23 protein-coding genes and 1 pseudogene are annotated in these 25,840 nt (G+C 42.3%); 7 read left to right on the top strand and 17 right to left on the bottom strand.

The window, feature by feature from the left end; all coding sequences use genetic code 11:
* Positions 1-16: 16 nt before the first annotated feature.
* The 11 genes from coaBC to ACKI5G_RS08835 all read right to left on the bottom strand — a co-directional run bounded on the left by coaBC (position 17) and on the right by ACKI5G_RS08835 (position 12,345).
* Positions 17-1,213, bottom strand: a complete 1,197-nt coding sequence (gene coaBC / locus ACKI5G_RS08885; protein ID WP_407399586.1) for a bifunctional phosphopantothenoylcysteine decarboxylase/phosphopantothenate--cysteine ligase CoaBC — start codon at positions 1,211-1,213, stop codon at positions 17-19.
* A 50-nt stretch (positions 1,214-1,263) separates the two neighbouring features.
* Entirely contained in the window at positions 1,264-1,479 is a 216-nt protein-coding gene (gene rpoZ, locus ACKI5G_RS08880; RefSeq protein WP_407399584.1) for a DNA-directed RNA polymerase subunit omega, read from the bottom strand.
* Positions 1,479-2,096: a guanylate kinase gene (gmk, locus tag ACKI5G_RS08875; RefSeq protein ID WP_407399582.1), complete on the bottom strand. Its 618-nt coding sequence runs from the start codon at positions 2,094-2,096 to the stop codon at positions 1,479-1,481. The genes rpoZ and gmk overlap by 1 nt, the downstream gene beginning before the upstream one ends.
* Positions 2,096-2,347 (bottom strand): extracellular matrix/biofilm regulator RemA, encoded by a 252-nt coding sequence (gene remA, locus ACKI5G_RS08870; protein WP_407399580.1) that lies wholly within the window; start codon positions 2,345-2,347, stop codon positions 2,096-2,098. Before remA ends, gmk begins: the two co-directional genes overlap by 1 nt.
* Before the next feature lie 14 nt (positions 2,348-2,361).
* A complete protein-coding gene (locus tag ACKI5G_RS08865; RefSeq protein ID WP_407399578.1) occupies positions 2,362-3,240 on the bottom strand; it encodes a YicC/YloC family endoribonuclease in 879 nt (292 codons plus the stop codon).
* 37 nt (positions 3,241-3,277) lie between these two features.
* Positions 3,278-4,117: a diaminopimelate epimerase gene (gene dapF / locus ACKI5G_RS08860; protein WP_407399576.1), complete on the bottom strand. Its 840-nt coding sequence runs from the start codon at positions 4,115-4,117 to the stop codon at positions 3,278-3,280.
* Between the two features lie 83 nt (positions 4,118-4,200).
* Positions 4,201-7,866, bottom strand: coding sequence for a dynamin family protein (locus ACKI5G_RS08855; RefSeq protein ID WP_407399574.1), 3,666 nt, complete (start codon positions 7,864-7,866; stop codon positions 4,201-4,203).
* Positions 7,867-7,877: 11 nt separating this feature from the next.
* Complete coding sequence (priA, locus tag ACKI5G_RS08850; protein WP_407399572.1) at positions 7,878-10,349, bottom strand: primosomal protein N'; 2,472 nt, start codon at positions 10,347-10,349, stop codon at positions 7,878-7,880.
* A gap of 108 nt (positions 10,350-10,457) precedes the next feature.
* Positions 10,458-11,036, bottom strand: coding sequence for a hypothetical protein (locus ACKI5G_RS08845; RefSeq protein ID WP_407399570.1), 579 nt, complete (start codon positions 11,034-11,036; stop codon positions 10,458-10,460).
* A 15-nt stretch (positions 11,037-11,051) separates the two neighbouring features.
* A complete protein-coding gene (gene apt / locus ACKI5G_RS08840; protein ID WP_407399568.1) occupies positions 11,052-11,603 on the bottom strand; it encodes an adenine phosphoribosyltransferase in 552 nt (183 codons plus the stop codon).
* Positions 11,604-11,796: 193 nt separating this feature from the next.
* Positions 11,797-12,345 carry a DJ-1 family glyoxalase III gene (locus ACKI5G_RS08835; RefSeq protein WP_407399566.1) on the bottom strand — a complete coding sequence of 183 codons (549 nt, stop codon included), beginning with the start codon at positions 12,343-12,345 and terminating at the stop codon, positions 11,797-11,799.
* A 149-nt stretch (positions 12,346-12,494) separates the two neighbouring features.
* Between ACKI5G_RS08835 and ACKI5G_RS08830 the strand changes: the two are divergent.
* The 5 genes and pseudogenes from ACKI5G_RS08830 to ACKI5G_RS08810 all read left to right on the top strand — a co-directional run.
* A pseudogene (locus tag ACKI5G_RS08830) lies at positions 12,495-14,432 on the top strand (DUF4127 family protein); the annotation flags it as partial.
* A 3-nt stretch (positions 14,433-14,435) separates the two neighbouring features.
* Positions 14,436-15,125, top strand: a complete 690-nt coding sequence (locus tag ACKI5G_RS08825; protein ID WP_407399608.1) for an SGNH/GDSL hydrolase family protein — start codon at positions 14,436-14,438, stop codon at positions 15,123-15,125.
* Positions 15,126-15,260: 135 nt separating this feature from the next.
* Positions 15,261-16,385: a DUF362 domain-containing protein gene (locus ACKI5G_RS08820; protein WP_407399564.1), complete on the top strand. Its 1,125-nt coding sequence runs from the start codon at positions 15,261-15,263 to the stop codon at positions 16,383-16,385.
* Between the two features lie 193 nt (positions 16,386-16,578).
* The gene (gene fucO, locus ACKI5G_RS08815; RefSeq protein WP_407399562.1) at positions 16,579-17,724 is read left to right on the top strand and encodes a lactaldehyde reductase; all 1,146 of its coding nucleotides are present in this window, start codon (positions 16,579-16,581) and stop codon (positions 17,722-17,724) included.
* A 220-nt stretch (positions 17,725-17,944) separates the two neighbouring features.
* Complete coding sequence (locus ACKI5G_RS08810; protein WP_407399560.1) at positions 17,945-18,862, top strand: Ltp family lipoprotein; 918 nt, start codon at positions 17,945-17,947, stop codon at positions 18,860-18,862.
* A gap of 57 nt (positions 18,863-18,919) precedes the next feature.
* Here the strand turns inward: ACKI5G_RS08810 and ACKI5G_RS08805 are convergent, their stop codons facing one another.
* Positions 18,920-19,609 carry an MgtC/SapB family protein gene (locus ACKI5G_RS08805; protein ID WP_407399558.1) on the bottom strand — a complete coding sequence of 230 codons (690 nt, stop codon included), beginning with the start codon at positions 19,607-19,609 and terminating at the stop codon, positions 18,920-18,922.
* A 114-nt stretch (positions 19,610-19,723) separates the two neighbouring features.
* Between ACKI5G_RS08805 and ACKI5G_RS08800 the strand changes: the two genes are divergently transcribed.
* A complete protein-coding gene (locus ACKI5G_RS08800) occupies positions 19,724-19,849 on the top strand; it encodes a hypothetical protein (RefSeq protein WP_407399556.1) in 126 nt (41 codons plus the stop codon).
* 169 nt (positions 19,850-20,018) lie between these two features.
* Here the strand turns inward: ACKI5G_RS08800 and ACKI5G_RS08795 are convergent, their stop codons facing one another.
* Positions 20,019-21,185, bottom strand: coding sequence for an acyltransferase family protein (locus ACKI5G_RS08795; RefSeq protein WP_407399554.1), 1,167 nt, complete (start codon positions 21,183-21,185; stop codon positions 20,019-20,021).
* A gap of 198 nt (positions 21,186-21,383) precedes the next feature.
* Here ACKI5G_RS08795 and larA point away from each other — a divergent pair, with 198 nt between their 5' ends.
* Positions 21,384-22,670: a nickel-dependent lactate racemase gene (gene larA, locus ACKI5G_RS08790; RefSeq protein WP_407399552.1), complete on the top strand. Its 1,287-nt coding sequence runs from the start codon at positions 21,384-21,386 to the stop codon at positions 22,668-22,670.
* Positions 22,671-22,786: 116 nt separating this feature from the next.
* Here the strand turns inward: larA and ACKI5G_RS08785 are convergent, their stop codons facing one another.
* The 4 genes from ACKI5G_RS08785 to mutM are packed head-to-tail and all read right to left on the bottom strand — an operon-like array spanning position 22,787 to position 25,833.
* Positions 22,787-23,719 carry an Abi family protein gene (locus ACKI5G_RS08785; RefSeq protein WP_407399550.1) on the bottom strand — a complete coding sequence of 311 codons (933 nt, stop codon included), beginning with the start codon at positions 23,717-23,719 and terminating at the stop codon, positions 22,787-22,789.
* 5 nt (positions 23,720-23,724) lie between these two features.
* Positions 23,725-24,360, bottom strand: a complete 636-nt coding sequence (locus ACKI5G_RS08780) for a lytic transglycosylase domain-containing protein (protein ID WP_407399548.1) — start codon at positions 24,358-24,360, stop codon at positions 23,725-23,727.
* Positions 24,360-24,962 carry a dephospho-CoA kinase gene (gene coaE / locus ACKI5G_RS08775; protein WP_407399546.1) on the bottom strand — a complete coding sequence of 201 codons (603 nt, stop codon included), beginning with the start codon at positions 24,960-24,962 and terminating at the stop codon, positions 24,360-24,362. Before coaE ends, ACKI5G_RS08780 begins: the two co-directional genes overlap by 1 nt.
* A gap of 40 nt (positions 24,963-25,002) precedes the next feature.
* Complete coding sequence (mutM, locus tag ACKI5G_RS08770; RefSeq protein ID WP_407399544.1) at positions 25,003-25,833, bottom strand: bifunctional DNA-formamidopyrimidine glycosylase/DNA-(apurinic or apyrimidinic site) lyase; 831 nt, start codon at positions 25,831-25,833, stop codon at positions 25,003-25,005.
* Positions 25,834-25,840: the final 7 nt, after the last annotated feature.

The raw sequence follows: 25,840 nt of genomic DNA, 5'->3' as shown, positions 1-25,840 counted from the left end.
CTTTAATAATTTTATATTAGTTTTTCATTCGAAGAATTTTTGTAAGCAGTTCATCCGCCAGCTTATGCTTGGTCATAATCGGCAGCTCCTCAATAGTGCCGTTCCTGTAGAGCAGCTTAACCACATTTGTATCTGTATTAAAACCGGCATCCTTGCGGGACACGTCATTGGCCACAATCATATCAAGATTTTTCTTTTCCAGCTTGGCCTTGGCGTATTCCAAAAGCTTCTGGGTTTCAGCAGCAAAGCCCACCAAAATCTGGCTAGCTCTCTTTTTCTCCCCCAGCTCCTTTAATATGTCAGGATTCTTTTCAAGGACAAGGGTCAGCTCCTCATCATTCTTCTTTATCTTTTGGTCAGACACATCACGTACACGGTAGTCCGCCACAGCTGCTGCCTTAATAACCATATCTGCTTCAGAGAAATGCTTCATTACAGCATCACGCATCTCGGCTGCTGATTCCACGCCGATAAATTCCACGCCCTCCGGCGGTTTAAGTGCAGAAGGACCGGATACCAAAACAACCTCAGCACCCCGTTTTTGAGCTGCTTCCGCAATAGCATAGCCCATTTTTCCACTGGAACGGTTTCCAATGTATCTTACCGGATCTATAGGCTCGTATGTCCCTGCAGCAGTTACCAAAACCTTTATGCCCAGCATATCTGCAGCAAAAGCCATGGTAAAGCGCACAAAATCAAAAATATCGGCCGGTTCTGGCATACGCCCAACTCCGTCCACACCACAGGCCAAATGCCCGGATTCAGGGGGAATGAAATTCCAACCGTTTTCAATCAAAGCATCAATGTTTTTTTGAGTCAGCTGGTTTTCGTACATATTGCTGTTCATGGCAGGAGCAAAGAATATAGGTGCCTTGGTAGCCAGCAACGTAGTGGTAAGCATATCGTCAGCCATGCCCATTGCACATTTGGCAATAAAATTAGCAGTGGCAGGAGCCACAATAACCAAATCAGCCAAATTAGCCAAAGCAATATGCTCCACATTATGATTGGTTACCTCCCCCCACATGGTAGTGGTTACAGGATTTCCCGTAATCTCCCTAAACGTCAGGGGAGTAACAAAATTCTGGGCACCCTTGGTCATAATAACATGGACAGAGGCACCTGCTTTACGGAGCCTGCTGGCAAGATCCACAGATTTATAAGCTGCTATACCACCAGTAACTCCCAGTATAACATTCTTGTCTTTTAGCATAGACTATTCCTTATGACAACACAAAATGACGGTACGGGTTAAACATTATTTTATTTAGTGGTATTGCGCAGACGCTTGTAAGTAATCTTACCCTCGTAAATTTCCTCAAGAGCATTGGTTACATCTCTGGTGGAGGTACGCTCAGCAGTCACCTTATGGGTGCCATCCATAATATCACGGGCACGCTTTGCAGCAAGTGAAACAAGTGTGTAGCGGCTGTCAACCTTTGGTAATACCTGATCTAAAGATGGGGTTACAATATCCATTATAAAATCTCCTTCCGGTTCTTTAACTTATCCAAAATTTCAATATTTAAATCAGTGCGATGTCGTTCTGCCTCAATGATATTAGTGATTTCATCAGCAGCAATATCCACTGTTTTATTAACTACAACATATCTGTACTGACGGCCAATCTCAATTTCAGCAATAGCTGAACCAAGACGTCGCTTCAGACTTTCATCATCTTCAGTACCTCGGCCGCAAAGGCGGTTTCTCAGCTCCTCCAAAGAAGGAGGTACAAGGAAAATAAACAGCCCGTCAGGACATTTTTCCTTTACATTCATGGCCCCCTGGGTATCTATTTCCAAAATAATATCGATGCCCTTGGCTCTCTGCTCCTCTATATGCTTGAGAGGGGTTCCGTAGTAATTGCCATATACATTGGCCCATTCCAGAAGCTCCCCGTTATTAATCATAGCAACGAATTCTTCCTTGGTGTGGAAGTAATAATTTACACCATCCTGCTCCCCTGGGCGGGCAGCTCTGGTGGTGGCTGATACAGAATAGGCAATGTCAGGATTTTTTTTGCGAACTACCTCGCACACTGTCCCCTTGCCTGTTCCTGATGGTCCTGAAATAACAATCAGCAGACCTTTACGCATTAGCTTTTATCCTCCTCGTCAAATCGGTGTGACATGGTATCCGGCTGTACCGCAGACAATATAACATGACCGCTGTCCATAATAATAACAGCTCTGGTCCTGCGGCCATAAGTGGCGTCCACAAGCTGGCCTCTGTCCCTGGCATCCTGCATAACCCTTTTAATTGGCGCAGACTCGGGACTTACCATGGCTATCACCCTATTGGCAGATACGATATTACCAAAACCAATATTTATAAGCTTTATATTCATAAAAAGCCACGACCTTACTCTATGTTCTGAATCTGTTCACGAATCTTTTCAATTTCGCATTTTACATCAACAGCTATCTGGGCGGCCCCGGTGGAATTTGCTTTTGAAGCAACCGTGTTGATTTCCCGGTTCATCTCCTGAATCAGGAAATCCAGCTTACGGCCCACAGGCTCGTTGGACTTAATGATGGTTCTGAACTGGTCAAAATGGCTGTGAAGGCGGACAACCTCCTCAGTGTAATTCACCTTATCTGTATACAGTGCTGTTTCCTGAATAATGCGGTTTTCATCAATATCCTCTTTTGCCAGATACTGCTCCAAAAGAGTCTCCAGTTTCTGCCGATAAGCTGCCACGATTTCAGGAGCCAGCTTCTCCAGCTGAGAAACATAGTCCTCCAAGGTGTCAATACGGGCCAGCAAATCAGCCTGGATATTCTCACCCTCGTGTTCACGCATGGCCACAAGATTTTTCATGGCCTCCTCAACAGCAGAAAGAATAGCAGGACCTGCCTCATCCAGATCACTGGCATCGTCATCAACCTTTAGTACATCAGGGAAACGGGCAATATCCATGGCAGAATATGGTCTGTCAGTACCAATCTGCTTATTAATTGCCGCCAAGGCCTCACTGTAAGCATAAACCAGTCCCCTGTCAACAGTAATGGAAACCGCCTTTTCCCTAAGATCACGGAAGCTAACATTGATGTCCAGCTTGCCACGGGAGGCATATTCCTTAATTTTCTTGGTTATATCTCCCTCGAAACGTGCCAAGGTGTGATGCATGTGGAAATTTACTTCCAGATACCGCTGATTAACGGTTTTTATTTCAACATGAGCCTTGAAAGAATCGTTTTCAAAATCGCCGGCGCCAAAGCCGGTCATACTTTTTATCATTGTATACTCCTAAAATTTAAATGGTCTCAAACCAGTATTAAATCTCTGCAACCCCGGTAAATACCTCTTCTGCCGGGCCAGTCATATATAGATGATTATTATCAGCCCACTCCACCTGAAGCTTGCCACCATCCAGCTGAATTTCTGCCTTGCGGTCTGCCAGACCGTTCAATACAGCAGCCGTAAGTGTGGCGCAGGAACCAGTACCACAGGCCAGGGTTACAGCAGCACCCCGCTCCCAAACCCGCATACGAAGGTGGGTCTTATCCTTTACCTCGACAAATTCAGTATTGGTCTTTCGTGGGAATTTTTCATGGGACTCAAAAAGAGGACCGTACTCATAAATAGGGAAGCTCTCTGCATCCTCAACGAACACTACACAATGAGGATTGCCCATGGAAACACAGGTCATCTTAAAAGACTTGTCCTTTACATTAATGGATTCACTGATAACCCTGTTCATCCCAAAGCCCTGAACTGGAATATTATCACCTTCAAGGATTGGTTCCCCCATATCAACTTGAACCTGGCTCACGCGGCCATTTTTCAAAATCATCTTGGGAACAAGAATCCCTGCACCGGTTTCCACGGTGAATTCCTCTTTGGCTACAATACCCTTTTCATAAACATAACGGGCAAAGCAACGGATGCCGTTGCCGCACATTTCCGCCTCACTGCCATCAGCGTTTATAATCCGCATACAAATATCGGCCTTATCAGAGGGCAGCACCAGCAAAATACCATCTGCCCCAATACCATAATGGCGGTCACAAAGTGCCTTGGCTGCACCAATATAGTCCAGCTTCGGCTCCTTTAAACAATCAATTAAAACAAAATCATTACCTGTGCCCTGAAGCTTGGTAAAATTAAATTTCATTATCTGTTCCTCCACAACTTACATAGGAGTTTGTATTCTACACATCAATATATTTTATCATATTTTTGGGTATTGTAAATATATCATAACTGTAAAAGCTGGTTATAAACCTGCTCCAGCTCTACGATATTCAGCCCGCCGTCGAGGGCTTTGATATTTGTTTCCAGACGTTCCTTCAAGCGTTTGCTAAAACGTTGGCACACCTTATCATATAGACCGCAAAGGGCTTCTTTCTCCTGACTTAGGAGCTTTGACTTTTCCTTGGCCAGATATTCATCAGCCATCTTTGAAAGTATAACCTCCATTTCTTCAGCCATAACTTTGGAGGCTCCCTCCTCGAAGAAATCCTTCGGATTCTTGTATATGGAAAGAGGCTTGATAAATATGTCGCGGTCTACACCCACAAATGCCTGCTGGAAGTTCAGCTGATTTTCATAGCTGTATTCCTTAACGGACAGTGTAAATTCATTGCTGATCTGGGCAAGACGCTGATTGGTATGCTCCTGAAATTTTAACAGGGAGTTTTTGATGTAGTTATCTGTTCTAAGGCTGGTAGCTCTAAGCTCCTGGGCCAAATCAAAGCCAATACTTTCAAGAAGCTGATCAAGAGCCTCCTTTAACTGCTCATTGGAATTTCCCCCGGATTTCAAGGTGGCCGGGTTAAAGGATTCACGGAAGAAATCAAGGTATCTTAGGAAAACTCTCTGCTTAACATAATAAATAAGCTCGGAGGCCTCCTGCTCCAGTCCCTTAACCAGCTCGGTATTGCTTAAATCTTCAAGCACACAGCCAATTTCCTGCTGGAACCTCTTTAATTTGGCCAATCGTTGTTCCTTTTGAGCGCTGTCACTTTTGCTTATATTTATAAGGTCATGGATACGCTCCACTGCCTTATCAAATTCCTGCCGGGCAGCAGAAAGGGCTATATCATTTAAGTCATTGACAACAAAATTATAAAAGGAGTTTTCAAATTCTGTTGGCGTGGTGTTTCCAGCTTCCCTTTCCTCCAATACCTCCTGAGAGGAAAGGGCAAAGAGCTGTGGCTTGGACACACCGTAGGATTTCAACTGCTTGCGAACATAATTAACCACATGGTCAGCCTCATCCTGATCCTCTGCCAGATCAATGGCATTGACTATAAAGAACATTTTATCCAGCTGGAAGGAATCCTTTACACGACCCATCTGAATAATAAATTCCCTGTCTGCCTTTCCAAAGGCATGGTTGTAATATGTCACATAAAGCACCACATCGGATTGGCGAATAAAATTAAAGGACATATTGGTGTGTCTTGCGTTAATGGAATCAGCACCTGGGGTATCCACAAGGGTTATCCCCTTGGCTGTCATTGGGCAATCATAATACACTTTTATCCAATCCACAAAGCAGGACTTATCCTCCTGGGCGGCATATTCACCAAAGCCCTTTAAATTGCTGGCAAATACTTCGCCCAGTTTGTTTTTCACTGTTTCATAGCCTGATATAAAGGCCCGTAGGAAGGATTTTTCCTTCTGATGTGTGTTGCCACCCTTGTTCATGGCCTCCTTGGCCAATGTTATTGCATCCTTTAAGCTGGCAGGTGACATATTAAATGGCTTAAAGGCCCTTAATAAGTCATCCAGCAGCATTCGTTCGGATTTCAGCTTAATATCCACTGTACCATGAGGATGCTCCTTATCCACCGGTAAAATCATATTAATTGCTGCAGTGGTTGGATTTGGAGATACAGGCAGCAGCCGTTCTCCCAGCAAGGAATTGGCAAAGGAGGATTTTCCCGCACTGAAGGCACCAAACAAGGTTACTAGAAAGCCCTTATTATTAAGACGTTCAGCCCTGTCCTGAAGCTCCTGGGCCATCTGCCCTACTCCTGGTATTTCCCCGATAAGCTCAGCACTTTTATGGAGCTTTACCGACATCTCCTTTAATTTTTCAGTGCCTGATGCAGTGAAAATATCAAGGTGTTTAGATGCTTCATTATCAAGGTCATGAGTGTTTTGTGTATCCCCCTTGGCCTTATCACCTGTTTCAGCCTTAGCCTTATCAACTTTTTTTATTAAAGACTCTTTAGAATCTAAAGCTGCTTCCGGGGCTACTATTTCCTCATCTGGTATTTCCACTCGTGAAATATCAACAATATTTTCCCTGGTTTCCACCATATCTTCGGTGGAAAGCATATCTCCAAGCTCTTTTGTAAGACGTGACATTTCAGCATCCAATGAATCCAGGACACACCAAGCCTTGTGATATTCCTCCAGCTCTACCAAACGTGAATTGATAGCCTCAATGCGCTGGGCTCTGTGATTATTTAAAAGCTCAGCAAATATATTCTTTATATCTCCTGCTTTGCTGCGGGCCACGTTTTTTATGCCCTCGGCAAAGTTAAGGGTATAGTTCATTACATAGCTGCCGTCCTGAGTGAGCTTTGCCCCAGAACGCATGGCTTCAGTAAGGAGCTCCTCTGGTGGCAGAATTTCCAATGATTGGATTTTTTCCTGCAGCTCCTTATTATTAACATTATGCTGACGAACAAAATCCAGCAAAAAGGTCTTTAAATGCCACTCTATCTGGGTCTTCGCCTTTTCAGAGGCATCCTCAAAGAAAATCTGTTTTCTGCGCTCCAGCTCTGCCTCTGTTTTCTTGCCGCGGCCAAAGAAGCCCACCTTGAAGGATGGCTGACAGGCCTCCAGATAATCCCTGGCCAAATCACGGGTAGAGGTTGGCATAAGATAGGCATTATCCAATATTTTGGCAATTCCTGCCTTATATGTTTCCTCCCAATCCTCATTAAGTATACTCTGCTCATGGGAAAGGCTGCCGTATTCATCACGCATAAGCTGAAGCTTCTCATCTGCTATTCCTTCAAGAATTGCCCCAGCTTCCTTTTTCTTTGAATCCGAATCCCTTTCAACGGCCTTAATATATTCAGTAATAATTCTGTTAAGGGAAGCATATATGGAAGCTTCAAGATCATCATTGCGGTGAGCAATCTTATTCTCCAAAAGTGCCATCAGCTCCTCATATTGGTTGTGGGCAGCGTCAGGATATTTGGCAGAAATAAAATACACACCCTTGGCCTTTACACCCCAACCTTCAAAAGCCTTGTACACAGAATTTTTGAAGGTCTCAAAGGACAGCTCATTTTCACGGTGCTTATCTATCTGATTAATAACCAGATATACTTCTTTACCGGCCTTGGTCAGATCACGGGTAAAGGAAAAATTCAGCTCTGACTGAACGTGATTATAGTCCATTACATAGAAAATCATATCAGCCAAATGAATAGCATCCTCTGTAACCATACGATGTGCATCATCAGCGGAATCAATGCCCGGGGTATCCATAATCTCCACCCCTTCCGGAATATGGAGACTGGAATAGCTAAGCTCTATACAGGACACAGCATCCCCATCACGACAATAGCTCTTAACAAGCTCATAGTCGTAGGGTGCCAAATATTTACGTGGCTTTCCCTTGCTGAAAAAAACACGGGCATAGTCCTCCCCTTTATATACCTTTACAAGATTGGCAGAGGTGGGAATAGGGCTGGAGGGCAGTATATTATCCCCTAAAAATGAATTTATGAGTCTGGATTTACCAGCAGAAAAATGTCCCGCAAAGGCAATGCCATATTTCTTGTCAGTGAGCTTTTGGGCCAGATGACGGACATGGTTCATATTGCGGGTATGATTTATTTTTTTAAAAAATTCATAAGCTGCTGTTAGCTTGTTTTCCAATAATTCTTTATTCATAATTGCTCCAATCAGGACGTGGTGATAGGATCAATATCTATCATTACATTCATATCACGGTGTACTCCCTGGTCACGGAGAAATTGATTTACCGCCTTTAAATCATCGGTTTTTATCAGCATTGAAAATCTGTGAACTCCCTTAAATGTTGGAATCATGGCAGGAGCCGGACCTATAATCTGATGATGCTTGGTATAACCGAAATTATTTAAGAAATTATCCTTTATATTCTGAGCCTGCTGACGGGCCTTTTCCGGCTTTTCGTTGTGTACTATCAGCTTAACGATACGACAAAACGGCGGATAGAAAAGACTTTCTCTCAGCTTCATTTCTTCTTCGTAAAAGCCTTGATAATCCTGCTTTATACCACTTTGTACTGCATTATGCTCCGGTGAATAGCTTTGGACTATAACCTTGCCGGGAATAACTCCACGACCTGCCCGGCCAGCAGTCTGGGTAATCAGCATAAACACTCTTTCTGCGGCACGAAAATCAGGCATATTAAGGGCCGAATCCGCACTGATTATCCCCACAGCCGTCACATTTGGAATATCGTGACCCTTGGCCACCATCTGGGTCCCCAATAATATATCGAATTCCTTATTGCGGAACCGCTCAATGATATTAGTATGCCCAAACTTGCCGGTAGTAGTATCTCTATCCATACGAATAACTCTGGCTTTAGGAACCAATGTCCTCAGCTCCTGCTCCAGCTTTTCTGTACCAGAGCCAAAATATTTGATATAACGGCTCTCGCATTTTGGGCACACATCCGGCACAGGAACGGTAATATCACAATGATGGCACATTAGCCGCTTATCCTTATGATAAACAAGTGGCATGGTGCATTGAGGACATTTAATAACCTCGCCGCAGGAACGACACATCACAAAGGTGGCAAAACCACGACGGTTCAACATAATAATCATCTGCTCTCCCTTGGCAATGGTGTCTTCAATAAGAAGACGCAAAGGGTGGCTGATAATATTTCTTCTTCCCTTTTTCAGCTCCTGTCGCATATCCACACACGCCACCTGTGGAAGTGGCTTATTGCCAATACGATTAGGAAGACTGAGCATGGTACACTTACCAATTCTAGCCTTGTGATATGTTTCCAATGAAGGGGTGGCACTTCCCAAAAGCAGCGGTGCCCCATAAATCTCAGCCAGCTTTTCTGCCACTACTCTGGCATGATAACGTGGAGATTCATCCTGTTTATAGGAGTTATCCTGCTCCTCATCCATAATAATCAGTCCGATGTCATCAGCTGGGGTAAATAGGGCAGAACGGGCACCAATAATAATCCCCGCCTCACCACGGCGCACTCTCAAAATAGCATCATTCCGCTCGCTGATGGACAGACGACTATGAATAACGATAATATCTTCTTCAAAATAGCTTTTAAAGGCTTGTACTACCTGACCTGTCAGAGCAATCTCCGGAACTAAAACCACCACTCTACGGCCCAAATTCCGTACTTGTTTGGCCGCCTCAATATACACCTGGGTTTTACCGCTGCCGGTAACCCCATATAGCAGAAATTCTTTATATGTCTTGTCGTTAATGGCCTCTCCCAAGGCATGAACAGCTTTATTTTGTTCAATAGTAAGTTCAATATTTTTATGTTTTAAACTAGGAGCATCATAGCTGTCACGGAAGACACGACGCCTTTCCCTGCAAAGAATCCCCGCTTCCACCAAAGCCCTTAATGTGGCAGCAGATACGCCATGGACTTTAAAAGCTTCACCAGTAAATGTAGTTTTCTCAGGGCATTGCTGATCCAGTGTATTCTGCTGATTTATAATTATCTGCAAAGCCTTTTTCTGAGCTGGCTTTCGTGAAAAATCCGAAAGCAGCTCCTCTGTTATCAACTTTGATGTTACATAAACGTTTTCAAATGCAGCTTTGGCCTTACTGTCAGCGTTATAAACTCGTTTGATGGCCCTGTATTGCAGCAGCTTTTCCAAAATATTATCCAGCGACTCAGCTATGTCTTCGTTACCATCAGCCAGCAGCTGGTCCTTTATTTCCTTTTTCTTGACTACTCCGGATATTTTTACTGCATCATAAACTGCACGATATGCCTGAACCTGCAAAAGTACATTATTTTCCATATTGGGAACTGCTTTATATGCTAATTGTATATGGGCACCACTTTTGCCGGGAATAAAAAGACGCATCATTTCACCCACTGAGCAAAGATAAAAATCAGCCATCCAGCGGGCAGCCTCTATTACCTCGTGGGTAAACCAGGCCTCCTCATCCAAGGTGCCCTTTATTTCTTTAAGTTTAAAATCGCCTTTGATGCTGCTTTCATCCACATTTTTTACGGACACGATAAATCCCTCAATGGCTCTGCCACCAAAGGGTACAATAACCCTCCAGCCCTCTGTAAGAAAGCAAAGATTATCTGGCACAATGTAGCTGTATGCCTGGGATATGCTTTTTATAGGAATATTAATATATACATCAGCCAGTCTCACGTTATCAGTCCATCCTGTTTTTTAGTCCGCTATTAATTCAATGAATATAGATGAAAAAACGGGACCACGTTCCTAGTCCCGTTTCATTTTATTAAGTGTTCATATAGTTTAAAAATGTATGCTTTCCACTATCTTGTCCGCAGCCTTCTCATAATCATCATCGTCGGCCTTGTATGATATGGTAATGCACCAATGCTCATCACCCTTGAAGAAGGAAATGAATCTTGTTTTAATCTTAATATCATTACTGGTGCCATCCAAAACAGCTACCTTTGCCGGCTCCCCGGCCACAGTGGCGTTCTCAAGCTGACCGCCAGTTGACTGCCGCTTGCTCTTATAGGTCTTTAAAAGATCCTCAGAAAATTTATTAAGGTCAGGCTTAAATTCTGAAGCGGTAAACTCCTTGTATTTGGCCCGATCATAATGAACACTCATAACAGTTATCTCAAAATCACTATTATGGTCTGCACTGGTACAAATAGTAGTACCATTAGGAAATGTTTTTGGTGCCATAGGATTTCTAAAGTCAAAGGGCAGACTGATTGTAAGGGTGCTTGCATGGCCATTGACACTGACATCATGAAGCTCAATATTCTTGGAGCCACATCCAGTCACAAGAATACTCAGTACCATAACAGTCAGGGCGGCCACAAAGGCCATCAGCTTCTTGTAATTCATAACCGACATAAAGCTGATGCCTCCTTAATCCAAATCGTATTGAAGCATGGACATAACCTTTATACCGGTATTTTCCAGCTTCTGACGACCGCCAAGGGTAGTCAGCTCCACAAAAAATACAGCTGCACTTACCTCGCCGCCAACCTTTTTTATGAGCTTTGCCGCAGCAGTAGCAGTACCACCGGTAGCCAGCAAATCATCAACAATGAGTACCTTCTGACCAGGTTTAATGGCATCCTTATGCATCTCAATGGTATCACTGCCATACTCCAGATCATAGTCAACACTAACCACCTCAGCAGGCAGCTTTCCTGGCTTGCGAATTGGCACAAAACCGATATTAGTAGCCGCAGAAAGAGCTGCACCATAAATGAAGCCACGGGATTCCAGACCCACAATCATATCAATTTTCTCATCCTTGAGAAGCTCCTTCATATAATCCAGGGTCAAGCCAAAAGCCTTGGCATCTTTAAGAGTAGTAGTAATATCTACAAACTTGATGCCCTCTTTTGGGAAATTATCCACCAGACGGATATGGTCCTTCACATAGTTTATGTCATTTGCTGTTAAGCTCATCAGAAAAATACTCCTTATAGTTTAATAATTAAATTCACAAACCATTTAATTATAACGCAGTTGTTCAAATTTTTCTATCTCCGATAGAAAAATATACTATATAGGCGTTTCAACGAGGTAATTTTTACCGAGTTATAACGCAGTTGTTCAAATTTTTCTATCTCCGATAGAAAAATATACTATATTTAAGCGTTTATTCGAGGTACAAGCAATCCTTGCCAACCTCAATAGCGGTTTCCTTATCCTTAAGCAGCTCAATCATCTTAAGAGCAAAGGCAATAGAAGTACCAGGACCACGGCTGGTAATAATATTTCCGTCCACAACCACCTCATTGGTACAGGTCTTGCCACCCTTCATGTGGTCCTCAAAGCCAGGATAACAGGTGCAACGCTTTCCTTCCACCAACCCGTTATCACCAAGAATAGATGGTGATGCACAAATTGCAGCCACCCATTTGCCTGCCTCATTAAATTTCTTAAGAATAGCCACTACTTCCTTGCTGGCCCCAAGATTCAGCATACCATCCATGCCACCAGGCAATACGACAATGCTATACTCATCGGCGTTTATATCAGCGAGAAGTGCATCTGCTTCAACAGGTATTTTATGTGCTCCAACAACTCTCTTATCATTATGAATTGATGCAGCAGTAACCTCAATGCCACCACGACGGAGAAAATCGACCTGAGTTATGGCCTCTACTTCTTCAAAACCATTGGCAAACAAAACTAATGCTTTCATATCTGTATCGCTCCTTTTGTAAAAATAAAACTACGTTACTCTAATTATACCATAAAGAACCGAGAACCTTGCAAATCAAATTAATAGGTATGTATAATTGTTTTTAGAGTAAAATACATTTAAAGATTGCTATATATCGGAGTGACAATATGAAAAAGAAGTTATCCCTTTTACTTTCCATGCTATCCATTATCTTTGGCTTGTCTTCACCAGCTGATATGCCCCAGGCCAATGCAAAAGTTCAAAACACAGTTAAGGGCACTATTCTTTTTGTGCCTCATGACAATCGCCCTACCTCCTGTGAGCAATCCACCGAAGCTTTGGAGCTGGCTGGCTACAATGTTATCATGCCCCCAAAGGATATGCTGGGAGGACTTAGAAATACTGCTGATACAAACGAGCTTTGGAGCTGGGTTAATAAAAACATTTCCAAGGCTGATGTGGCTGTAGTTTCCACGGACTCTCTCATTTACGGTGGACTGGTATCCTCCCGTAACCACAACAATAGTGAGGAGGAACTGCTTTATCAAACAAACAAGTTTAAGCAGTTAAAAAAATGAACCAAAAAATTAAAGATATTTGCTTTCGGCTCGCTTATGCGCACTCCAAAAAACGGTGCTGCAGCCGGGGCTGAGGAGCCGGAATATTATCAGAAATATGGCGATAAAATTTTTAAGGTCTCTGCTCTTAATGACCAAAAGGAAACCAGAAAACTTACTGAATTGGAAAAGGATGAACGAGAAGAACTTATGAATTCCATTCCAAGTGGTGTATACAAGGATTACTTTGGTCGTCGGACAAAAAATATTAATATTACAAAAAGCCTTATGAATTTAACCCAAAATGGCGTATTGAATTTTCTGGTCATTGGCAAGGATGATAATGCCCCCTTCTGTGCCACCCATCAGGAGGCCCGGGAATTAAGCACTTATGCCAAAAAACAGGGGCTTTCAAGGGACAAATTCATGGTGGCTACTGGTATTGATGAATTTGCCATGCTGCTATTGGCCAGAGCTGCCAATACTATTGATCATAAGCAATATACAGTTAATGTCCAATACAATACAGGTGTTGGCAAGGATACCATACCAAAATTCTCTGATGAGAAGCTCTTTAAATCCATTCGGGATGAGCTGACAATGGCAGGAGCGAAGGAAACCAACAAACCAAATGCTGATTTGTTTCTGCTGGTAAACACCGACCCTAAGGGACGCACCACTGATGGTTATCCCGATCCGAATGAACCTGACCCAATGTATAATGATGGCAAGCTACGAATTGGCACCCAATATTTTCTTGAGCTTGTAAAAGATAATCTTGCCAAAAACCATAGTGTGGCACTGGCGGATGTATGCTTTGCCAACGGCAGTGACAAGGCTCTTATGAACCAACTTTCCGAGAATAAGCTGTTGTTCAGGTTCCGCTCTTATTCTGGCTGGAATACACCAACCAACAGCACCGGCTTTGCTTTAGGACAGGGACTGGTAAATCTGAGAAACAGTCAAGAGGACTGCAACAGGATGCTTGTTAAGCGTTATCTTGATGATTGGGGCTATCAGGCCTATGCAAGAGAAAAGCTGATGGGTAGTCTTCCTAATTATAGGTATTACTTTAATCTTGCTGAATACGAACAATACGCTGAAAATTTGGTAACAACGGAATTACGTGAATTTGCCACCCGGCATCTCAGCGAATATCCAAATGCCACTGACATCAAGGTTACTTTCCCTTGGCATATTACCTTTATTGGGGGTATTACCATAAATGAGAACATTCCTAAAAAAAAAATAATTTTTAATGGTCGCTGGAACATTGAAAATGACCAGGCTACCTGTGGCTATGGAGCTACCTACATTAAAGCCCGTTTTACCGGTACAAGTATTGCTGCAAAAATGGATGACAGAAATTGCTGGTGGCGTTATGAAATAGATGGTAAGCCATATAACCGAATAAGGTTCAGGAGCGAATTGACTACCCTTGCAGATAACCTTCCAAAGGGTGAGCACGAAATTAAATTGGTCCGCTCCACAGAAGGTCAAGCAGGACTAAGCATTTTCAAAGGCTTTGTACTGGATGAGGGGGCTGAATTTTTGTCACCGAATGAGCCTAAACGACTAAGGCTGGAATTTGTAGGTGATTCCATTACGGCAGGAGCCTTTAATGATGGTCCCCATGATGTGTTGAGTTACCACGATGTAGAGAACAATGATATGTCATACGGCCCACAGCTGGCCCGAATGCTGGATGCAGACTACAGTGTTGTGGCAAAATCCGGTGAAGGCCTCGTACATAACTACTCAGAGGAATGGCCATATAATCAGGTTCATACTGCTGATCGCTACCCTTGGACCTACTATTCCTTTAACTGGAATGAACCCCATTTAAACTGGGATTTTTCCAATAACGAAGTTGATGCAGTGTTCATTTCCATTGGTGCTAATGATTTTTTATTTGAACCAAAGCCAACTGAAGACGAATTTATTAAGGGTTATACTCACCTTATAAATGTCGTTCGAAAAAACAATCCATCAGCCGCCATTATCTGTCTGGATCCTGTACCAACAGTTATTGGCCCTGATGCAGCAAGATGGACTGAAATAGCTGTAGCAAAGCTAAAAAATAATGGTGACAAGGCACTTTACTATATTCCGCTTAACAAGGCTGCCCCACTGCTTTCTGATTCAGATTATGCAGGCGACGGTGTTCATCCGACTCAGGGTGGTTCCCAAAAAATCGCTGAATATCTAAAAAACAAGGTTGAGTCAATTCTAAAAAAATAAACTTAAAATGTTATAATTATTGAGATACAAAAGCAGTGAGTTAACCTAAAAAACATTAGTTTGATTCACTGCTTTACTTATGTTATTCTTTAATTGAAATGTGTTGTGTATTATTGATTTTAGGGAGGTTATTATATGGATAAATCTAAAGTTTACTTTACTGATTTTCGCGTTCCGGTTGGCACCAGCATTTTGACCAAGATGAAAAAGCTCTTTATCAAAGCCGGCATTCAGAATATTAATATGGAAAATCAGTTTGTGGCTATCAAAATGCATTTTGGCGAGCTTGGCAATTTGGCTTTCATTCGTCCTAACTATGCCAAGGCAGTTGCTGATTTGGTAAAGGAACAGGGTGGCATTCCATTCCTTACTGACTGCAACACCCTTTATCCAGGCAGCAGAAAGCATGCGTTGGAGCACATGGACTGTGCTAACATAAACGGTTTCAATACTATTACCACCGGTTGTCAGATTATCATTGGTGACGGACTTAAGGGTACAGATGATATTGAGGTGCCTGTAAAAAATGGTGAATACTGTAAGACAGCTAAGATTGGTCGTGCTGTTATGGATGCTGATGTATTTATTTCTCTTGCTCATTTTAAAGGTCATGAAATGACAGGCTTTGGCGGTGCAGTCAAGAATATCGGCATGGGCTGTGGAAGCCGTGCGGGTAAGATGGAACAACATTCCTCCGGCAAAGTTGAGGTTAATATGGACAAATGCCGTGGTTGCCAGGTTTGTGCCAAGCATTGCGGATCCAATGCAATTACCTACGAAAACAAAAAGGCCATTATCGATAAGGATATTTGTAAGGGCTGTGGCCGTTGTATAGGTGCTTGTCCGTTTGATGCCATCCACAATGACCAGTGGGATGCCGGAGATCTGCTTGACAAGAAGATGGCCGAGTACGCTCAGGCCGTTGTTCAGGATAGACCTTGCTTCCATATCAACATGATTATGGATGTATCTCCAAACTGCGACTGTCATGGTGAAAACGATGCCCCTATTCTGCCAAATCTTGGTATTGCCTGCTCCTTTGACCCTGTAGCCCTCGATCAGGCCTGCGTAGATATTTGCCAGAATACTGAGCCTATCCGCAATTCCCAGTTAGGTGACATAATGGCTGATCCACATCACCACGACCATGGTGATCACTGGCTTAACAACAATCCTAATTCTCACTGGAAGGAAACTCTGGAGCATGGAGAAAAAATCGGCATGGGTACCAGGGATTATGAATTAATCGTAATGAAATAACTGCTAGCTGATACAGCTTTAAGAAGCACTGGCTCAAAGTCTTGAACCAGTGCTTTATTTTATAGCTAGTATATATTTATTTACATAATTGTCAAACTATTTGTAAAATTTATACTTTATTTGTTGTCATGTTTAGATAAAAGGTTTAAAATTTATACAGAGTATTACATATTAAAGATTGGGGGATTACCAAATGTCAAACAGAATTGTATTAAACACTATCTCTTATCACGGTTCAGGAGCTATTAATGAAATCATCGGCGAAATAGAACGAGGTGCCTACAAGCATATCTTCGTATGCACTGACCCGGACCTGGTAAAATTTGGAGTAACAGCCAAGATTACAGATTTACTGAGCAAAAACAATATTCCATTCACCGTTTATGACAAGATTAAGCCAAATCCAACCATCCAGAACGTACAGGATGGCGTGGCAGCTTTTAAGGAATGTAAGGCAGACGCCATTATTGCTGTTGGCGGTGGTTCTTCCATGGATACAGCCAAGGCTGTTGGTATAATTATCACCAATCCGGAATTCGAGGATGTACGTTCCTTGGAAGGCTTGTCTCCAACCAAGAATCATGCAGTACCAACTATCGCAGTACCTACTACTGCCGGAACTGCTGCCGAGGTTACTATAAACTACGTAATTACCGATGTGGAAAAACAGCGTAAATTTGTCTGCGTTGACCCTAACGACATTCCTTCAGTCTCTATTGTTGACCCTGATATGATGTCCTCTATGCCAAAGGGACTGACTGCTGCAACTGGTATGGATGCCCTCACCCACGCCATTGAGGGCTATATTACCAAGGCTGCCTGGGAGCTTACTGATATGTTCCATCTGGAAGCAATTAAACTCATTTCCCAGAATCTCCGTGATGCGGTAGCCAATAAACCGGAAGGTCGCAATGGCATGGCCATGGCTCAGTACATCGCCGGAATGGGCTTTTCCAATGTAGGTCTGGGAATAGACCACGCAATGGCCCATACTCTAAGTGCACATTACGACACCCCTCACGGTGTAGCCTGTGCAATGCTCCTGCCAATTGCCATGGAATTTAATAAGGAACACACCGGCGAGCGCTATCGTGAAATTGCCCGTGCCATGGGTGTAGCCAATGTTGACTCCATGTCCCAGACTGAATACCGCGATGCTGCTATTGCTGCAGTCCGCAAGTTGTCTGAGGATGTTGGCATCCCAGCCAAGAACGAAAAGATTACCGAAGCCGACCTGAAGGTTCTGGCCAAGGATGCCTTGGCTGACGCCTGCTATCCTGGCAACCCTTGCGAAGCAACCGAACAGCAAGTAATCGACATGTTCCGCCAGCTTATGTAATTCGTAACATCAACTAAATAAAATCACTTAAATAGGCATTGGCTCAATAACAGTCAATGCCTATTTTTTACTAAATTTTAATTATCTACAACTTGTTTCAATACACTTTCGTCTATTTTGTACTATAAGTACATTTTGGCCGCTAATTAAATTCTAATTTGCATTTCTATCGTCAAAGTGAATAAAATATCTATAGAAAATAAATTAGGAGCGGATGGATATGAAGTTCTTTAAACATCTTTTATTATATACATTCATGGCGCTTAGCCTGTTGGTGTTTACGTTTCAGCAAGCTGAGGCAAGGATGGAAACCTTCAGGGGCACCGGTGAATATACAGTCAGCGATAATGAAACATTACAGCAGGCTGAGGATTATGCAGTGGCTGAAGCTTTAAGGAATATTTCCGAGCAGGTAGGTGTTTTGGTATATAGCAATACCAGAGTGGAAAACTCCGTGGTTACCTACGATGAAATCGTCACTGTAAGCCGTAATTATGTGAAGGTATTAGATAAAAAAATCAGCCGCAGCATGACTTCAGCCGGAGATATTCACATTACAGCAGACGTGGTGGCCAATGCGGACCCGGAGCAAGTGGAATCTGAGTTAAAGAAGCTCACAGTAGTCAAGCCTAATGGCAGCTCCCCTGCTCCAACCAATCCTGCCAATACCACTTACCCGCCAACAACGGCTCAACCCGTAAAAAGTGATATCCCATCAGAATATGCTGGCGCTGTTCAACAGGCAGAAGGTTATGCCACTGCCAACCATCTTTCCAAAAAGGGCTTGTTCAGACATCTTCTGAGCAATGGCTATCCCCGTAATGTGGCCACACTGGTGTCCGACCATGTAGCTACTGACTGGAAAACTAATGCATTAAACAAGGCTCAGGATTATTTAACAAAGGGCTATTACTCAAAGAATGGTATATATATTCAGCTATTGTCCCCAAATGAAGGCTTTACCAAAGAAGAAGTCTTTTATGCCATGACAAATATCAATGCCGACTGGAAGGCTCAGGCCTTAGGTAAGGCGCAACAGTATAAGGATATGGGATGGACCAAGGATAAAATAAATCAGCGTCTTCTGGTGGAAGGCTTTTCCAAGGATGATGTTCAATATGCTATTTCTATGATGTAAAAAGGAGGCCTTTTGAGGTCTCCTTTTCTCATGCGTATTTATTAACTCAATTATGATTTATGTAAGCTCCACTGTTTCCACCCCATCAAGGGCATACAGGGCGTGCATTATTTCTACTTCCCGAATATGCTTTGTGTTAATAAGCTCCATCTCCACGAAAATGTGTGTATCATCTGCGGCATGTTCGGTATTTTTCATTTTTACTACGCTGATTTTTACGTCATAATGCTTAAGAATATCATAAATCTGTTGAACGGCGAGAGAATCGTTCTTAATTATTACCTTTGCAGATAGTTTTTTATCAATGGGATGAAATGAATCCAGCTTAGCAAATACTTCCAATACCACAAATACCAAAACTGCCGTAATAAAGGCGCTCATATAATAGCCGGCACCTACAGAAAGACCAACACCCGCTACTACCCAAAGACAGGCGGCTGTAGTAAGACCTGTAACGTTGAGACCTTCCTTCATAATTGCACCAGCACCCAAAAAACCTATACCGCTGACAACCTGGGCCGCCAAGCGGGCAGGATCAGCATTAGTCTTGCCTTCGACAGTGGAATAAAGCTCTGTAGAAAGAATCATAATCAGACACGATCCCAGGCATACCAGCATATTGGTTCTAAGTCCTGCTGACTTGCTCTTTGATTCTCGTTCATAACCTATAATTCCGCCTAAAATACATGATAAAGCCAGACGTCCCAAAATCTCCAAATCATTAGGGGTTACAAAACTAAGTTCCATACTATCACCGCCATTATGTAAAAATTAAAAATAATTCTTGACATCAATCAATAGTTATTATAAACTAATAAAAGTTTATGAAAACTGAATATCGCCACGAAAGGAGTGGGAACATTGACTAACATCGATATGTTATTTTCAATGATAGGGTTATTCACCGTAGCAGCAGCTATTCCTTGCATCTTTGCACCAGAGCTGGCTATGAATGAAGTTCGTGCCCTTGTGAAGTCTATTCTCTAATTTTAGAGATATTCTTCACTAAACAGAAACCGCAGCTGATTTTTTATCAGGTGCCTTTTTTATTTTCAGAATAAAATAAGGTTACTACAATAAGTATATCACAGTAACCTTATTAGTATAGATATTTTTTAACAAATTAATGTTTTACGCACTATTAGAGCCAGGCTTATTATTTTTCGGAATAAGACAGCTTGGCTTTTTTGCTGCTGGCAAAACATGGCAGGAATAATAACAGTTTACTTACACAATAGGTGATAAACAACCCGATAATACTGCTTATTATCCACTTAGGAAACCAAGGAATATCCAAAGGAAGCAGGAAATATGCCACCGGGAATACTATCTGCATATGAGCATAGTACATGGTGTAGGAATTGGCTGCCATTTCCCCGAAGAACTTGTTGGTTCCATTAAAGAATTTAAAGAAAATTGCCAGCAGGCCAAAGAAGGAAGACGTAAACATAGCTGCCTGGCACAAGCCTCTGATAAAGATAAAATGAAGCGGGTCAGTAGCAATAAATCTGCCAAACAATACCCAGCACGGATAAATCAGTGTCATTACAGCAAATATAGGAACCCACTTTTTAACTGATGGTGTATAACCTGTCTCAGAGAACCACTGATGCTTCCATGCGTATGCTCCCAAAAAGAATGCCCATACATAAGGTAAAACACGACATGGCTGAATTACCAAAAAGTAGCTGAGGTGAATCCACAAATCATCAAAGCCGGTGATAATATCCATTGCCACCACGTTGCAGAAAACAAAGATAAACAATGGAACTGCCATTGATCTGTCATTTGGTCTTGGATCATACTGGGTAAGGTAGTTCTTGTCCAGCCTGCTGATAATGTACATAACCAAATAAAATACTGTCAATACACCCAAATACCAATACTGGATATGAGAGAAAAACACACCGGAACCACCATTTACCGGGTCAAAGAAAAACCAGTCACGGCAAAATGTAGCAAAATCCACCGGCGCATTACGGCTGAAAAAGGTCAGGTATGATACTGGTGCCGCAAAAAGGGCAACACCAACTATCCACGGAACAATAATCCGCTTAAAACGACCATTCCACCACTTGCTACCCCCATGTTTTTTTAAAGTCCTAATACCAAAATATCCACTAATAAAGAACATCATTGGCATAATAAATACATCAACCCATGTTACAAATCCGGTAAGAAACAGGGAGCAATGCTCCGTATCTACAACATACCACCACTCAGGCGAGTATGCCATATAACACAGGCCTAAATGAAAGACAATCATCAGATTAATAGTAAACATTTTCAGATTGTCCATAAAAAATAGTCTTTTTTCATTCACTTGAATGACACCCCTCAAAAAAAATTATAGTATATATTCCCCTACATATACCAACGTATCTAATGATAGAACCATATCTTGGGTTATGTCAATTAAATCATAAAATATGGAAAAATTAATCAGATGAAAAAAATGACTTTGACAAAATTTGTCGAACAAATTACAATAGATGTATCTGAAGGAAAGGATGGAACCATTATGAAAAATACAAAAAAAGTTAGTTTTCTCTATGACACTGGTACTGTAGATTTGGAGGTTCCAGCAGAAAGCGCGGTTCTTACCTCCCGTGTTGATGAGCTTAAAAGCTCCCGATCCGGACGTGAAATTGTCCATGAAGCAATGATGAATCCTATTGACAGTCCGCTTCTCTCTGAGCTTGCCAAGGGTAAGCCTGATTGCTGCATCATCATTTCCGACCACACCCGTCCTGTTCCAAGCAAGGACATTTTACCGGAAATGATTGCAGAGCTGCGTAAAGGCAACCCTGATATAAAAATAACATTATTGGTTGCTACTGGTTTCCACAGACCAACCAGCACCGAGGAATTGCGTAGTAAACTTGGTGATGACTTGTATGATGAATTCAAAGATGACATCATCGTACATGATGCCCATAATCCAGAATGCAATACCAAGGTTGGTGTACTTCCATCTGGCCCTGACTGCATTATCGATAAAGTTGCAGCTGAAACATCCTTGCTTATTGCAGAGGGATTTATCGAGGCCCATTTCTTCGCTGGCTTCTCCGGTGGCCGCAAGAGTGTCCTGCCTGGTATTTGTGATGCTGTTACCGTTATGGGCAACCATTGTGGTGAGTTTATTGCCTCACCTTATGCCCGCACCGGTATTTTGAAGGGCAATCCATTACATATTGATATGGTGGCTGCAGCCAAGATGGCCAAGCTTGCCTTTATCTGCAATGTAATAATTGACGAAGAACAGAAGACTGTTGCTGCTTATGCCGGCAACTTCGAAACAGCACATCTGGAGGGCACAGAATTCTTGGCAAAGTATTGTGCCGTAAAACCAGCTCCTGCTGATATTGTTATTACAACCAACGGTGGTTATCCACTGGACCAGAACGCATACCAGTGTCCAAAGGGTATGACTGCCGCTGAAGCCTCCATTAATGAAGGCGGTGTCATAATAATGCTGGCCACCTGTAAAGACGGTCACGGCGGTCAGTCTTATTATGACTCTATACACGATGCTGCTACTGCTGACGAGTTCTTCCAGAAGTGCGTAAACACTCCTCAGGAGGAAACACTGCCTGATCAGTGGTGTGCCCAGGTATGGTGCCGTATTTTAAGAAAGCACACCGTACTCTTTGTAGCCGCTCCAGAACAGAAACAGCTTATTGAGGACCTTAAGGCCCACTACTTCCCTACTTTGGAAGAGGCTTATGCTGAGGCTCGCCGCATAAAGGGCGAAAACGCAACTGTAACCTGTATTCCAAACGGAATATCCGTTATAGTCCGCGATTAATTATTGTCGTTCCCTAACATTACATACACATATTATCCAAACTTGATTATCCGATGATAATCCAACCAAAAACAGCTGCCATATACCCCCGGCAGCTGTTTTTGGTTGCTTAATATTTACTTATGATTGTTATCAAAAATTTTATCAAAATAAAACCTTACAAGCTTTTGCGCATATTTCAACACCGGCAAAACAATATTATTATTTTCGAAATAATACATGTGCCGGTTAAAACGTTTATTTACCAAATCGTGTAAAAGCTCCAGCTGAAACTCCTTTTCTTCCTCACTGGTAACAATATTCCAGAAGACATAAAGAGTAATATTAAGCTCCTTAATGAAGGTAACATGATTCATTTCCCTGGATTCATCCTCATCCAGCCCCATCCCCACTGCTATTCGTATGGCATCCTCAGTGTCACTGGCCGTGGCAGAAGGATGGAGATTGAACATCAAACAGTTATTATGGGCAATAGAATTTCTAAGGTTCTTAACCACATTAAGATATTTTGTCTCAACATGCTTTTGCTGGTACTTATCAAAATACATATCATAAAGATCAATAAACTGGGAAAAGGTCTGAACCTCTATAATATTCCAAACAGCAAAATTTCCTTTATATTTTTCAATAAGGCCCTTAGCATATTTACTTTGGTGGCGGGACAGCTCCTTATCAAGGTATTTACGCTTTTCCATATATTCATTGACAATATTATAGCCATTTTCTTTTTTATTTCTTGCCAGCGCATTAAGAAGCTGAATCTTGGCATAATGCTCCACATCCTGCACAATATTAAACATAACCCGCCGATAATAAAGATCCAACAGGGAAAGCTCCTTCAAATGTGCAAATTCCAAATCAATATATCTGGTGCCCACACCAGACTTTTTTATTTTCTCAAAATTCTCAGCGTAATGCTTCAGGCGAAAATAATAAGTATGTTTAGCCAGATATTCCAGTGCCTCTGGCTCTTTTACAATATTAAAGCCGATATTTTTCGACTTCATTTGCTGTATCTGACCTTCAAGATTAAGCTTATTATTAGCCAAAAGGTTTACTCCCTCTCTCCGTAAAGTTCTATGTACTTCTTTTCATTTCTTAAAACGCCCCTGACATACATTTCGGTTTCCCTAAAAGGAATGGCGGAAATATCATTAAAATCATAATCCCAGCCGTACTGCTCCATCCACTCCTCCACATTGCCATGGCCTGCGTTATAGGCTGCCAGTGCCAATATTTTGTTTCCATGAAAATCTCTCAATAATCTGGAAAGGTACCAGGAACCGTAATATATGTTAATTTCCGGAGTTTCCAGCCGCTCTATGGAATAGAAGCTATCATGCATTTCAGATGCTATCCACTCAGCTGTGCTAGGCATAAGCTGCATCAGTCCAACTGCCCCCGGAGTAGAAACAGCATTGTTTTTAAAGTTGCTTTCTGACTTTATTACGGCTGCAATCAAAAACTCATCAACGTTGTTTTCCTCACTGCAAACCCGAACAATCTGCTGATACTCATAAGGAAACATAAAGGTCCTCTGGACACTTTTCTGCTGCATTACAAAAAACGTAACAAATGCCATAAGAAGAATAATAATCCCTACAGCACAGCTCCAGGTTCTTCTCTGAAATTCTTTTTTTCTGAGTAGATATTCACGGCGACGTTTCAAGCGTTCGTCTTCCCTGTCCATTACTCACCCTCTATCCTCAAATGTTCCAGTTTTTCATCCAGCTGATGGCGAAGTCTTTTTCTGTCAGCATTATTATTTATAATAACGTCACTTAATTTTTTCTTTTCTTCAAGGCTCATTTGCGAATCAATACGTCGAACCGCTTCATCATGATTAAACTTATTTCGGGACATGAGCCTTCTAAGCTGTGTTTCACGGCTGACATAAACCAGCCATTTCTCGTCTACTATTTTATCGTATGATGCCTCAAATAATAATGGCACATCGAGAAAAATTACCTTTTCCCCCTCATCACCAGCAGCCTTCACCTGAGACATCATCTCATCCTTTATTAGCGGATGAACAAGACTGTTAATAGTCTCCAGTTCCTTTTTATCCTTAAAAACTATATCCGCCACAGCCTGACGGTTCAAGGATCTGTCCGGATTAATAACCTTACTGCCATAACGGGCAAAATAAATCCTCCATATTGAACGATCAGGCTCCGCCAGCTCCCAGGCAATTTTATCACAATCCACCACAGTATAACCCTGTTGACGAAGATACTTTGTAACGGTACTCTTGCCACTGGCTATGCCACCTGTTAAACCGATAATCTTCATAATTTTAAGCGTTCCTTAAAAATAAAACCTATCCCAAAACTTATTTCATAGGTTGGCACTTAGGACAATAAACTGTCCCCCTGCCGCCAACCTTTATTTTCTCCATTATAGTACCACATTTTCGGCATGGCTGACCACCACGTCCATAGGCATAGAGATTGTTCTGATGGCTGCCCTTGCCCCCGACACCGTCACGATAGTCACGGAAGGTAGTACCGCCGTCGTTTATTCCGTCCTCTATAACCTTATTAATACAAGCATGAAGCTTTTTTGCTTCAGCACCAGTTACAGAATCCGGATTCCTTAATGGATTTATCCCAGCCAAAAACAAACACTCATCCACATATATATTTCCAAGACCGGCAATATAGTTTTGCTTTAACAAAAAGGATTTTATTTTTCCCTTTTTACCTGCAAGAATATCTTTAAGGTATTCTGGTGTAAAGTCTTTACTAAGAGGCTCTGGCCCCAGCTCTGCCAGTCCATTAATCATAGGCAGCTCATCCTCACGCATAGCATAAATGGTCCCAAGGGTGCGGGTATCAGCAAATACGAAACGGGCACCATCATCCAAATGGAAAATTATGCGGGAATGCTTTCTATCAGAATCATTTGGACCACAATAGCAAGCCTGACCACTCATTCTAAGATGAATCACAAGGGAAATATTGTTTTCAAGGACTAGAATAAGATATTTTCCCCTGCGCTGAAGCTCCATTACCCTTTGTCCCTTAATGCGGGATACAAATTCCTCAGGGGAAGGGTGCTTGATCTGACGGGACAGTAAAAGCTCCACATCATCAATTCTTCTGCCTTTTATATGTGGCTCCAATGACCGTTTTATTGTTTCCAGCTCCGGCATCTCAGGCATATTAAAT

It is taken from the genome of Anaerovibrio sp. (assembly GCF_045637405.1).
In the GTDB taxonomy this organism is placed as follows: domain Bacteria; phylum Bacillota; class Negativicutes; order Selenomonadales; family Selenomonadaceae; genus Anaerovibrio.
This window is presented reverse-complemented; position numbering and strand designations above follow the sequence as displayed.